This is a genomic window from Flavobacterium sp. RSSB_23 (assembly GCF_051547145.1).
GTDB lineage: Bacteria > Bacteroidota > Bacteroidia > Flavobacteriales > Flavobacteriaceae > Flavobacterium.
Genome location: NZ_JBPTTO010000064.1, coordinates 1 through 421 on the forward strand (window position 1 = coordinate 1; position 421 = coordinate 421).

At 45.4% G+C, this 421-nt stretch carries 1 protein-coding gene; it reads right to left on the minus strand.

Going from position 1 to position 421, the window contains the following annotated elements:
- Positions 1–421, minus strand: a 421-nt coding sequence (locus ACSVH9_RS16385; RefSeq protein ID WP_438064639.1) for a hypothetical protein, incomplete at both ends; no start/stop codon positions are given.

Here is a 421-nt window from a genome sequence, read left to right on the forward strand (position 1 = left end):
GGCCAATTGAGCATTCAATGTGTCGTTCGCCAAAACGTCTAATACATTGCTGGCTCCGCTTGCTCCGTTTATATTGCTGACTCCATCATCGTTAGCTATTATTGGGGCTTGGTCTACCGCAATAGTGATGGTAGCTTGGTCACAATTACTCGGATTCAACTGCTCGCACAATTGGTATGCAATAGTATAGATGCCCGCTGGGGTGCCCGCTTGAACGCTTACTTTACCTGTGGCTGGGTTTAAAGTTGGTACTAATCCTCCGCCTATTGACGTGGCTGGATTTATAATTGTAATTGCTGTTTGGGTTAAGCTAGCTCGCTGGCCATTGAGTAAGTCATTGGCTATTGCATCTAGTACATCTACTGCACCTACTGCGCCATTGATGTTATTAATAGCATCATCATTGGCTACAATCACTGGC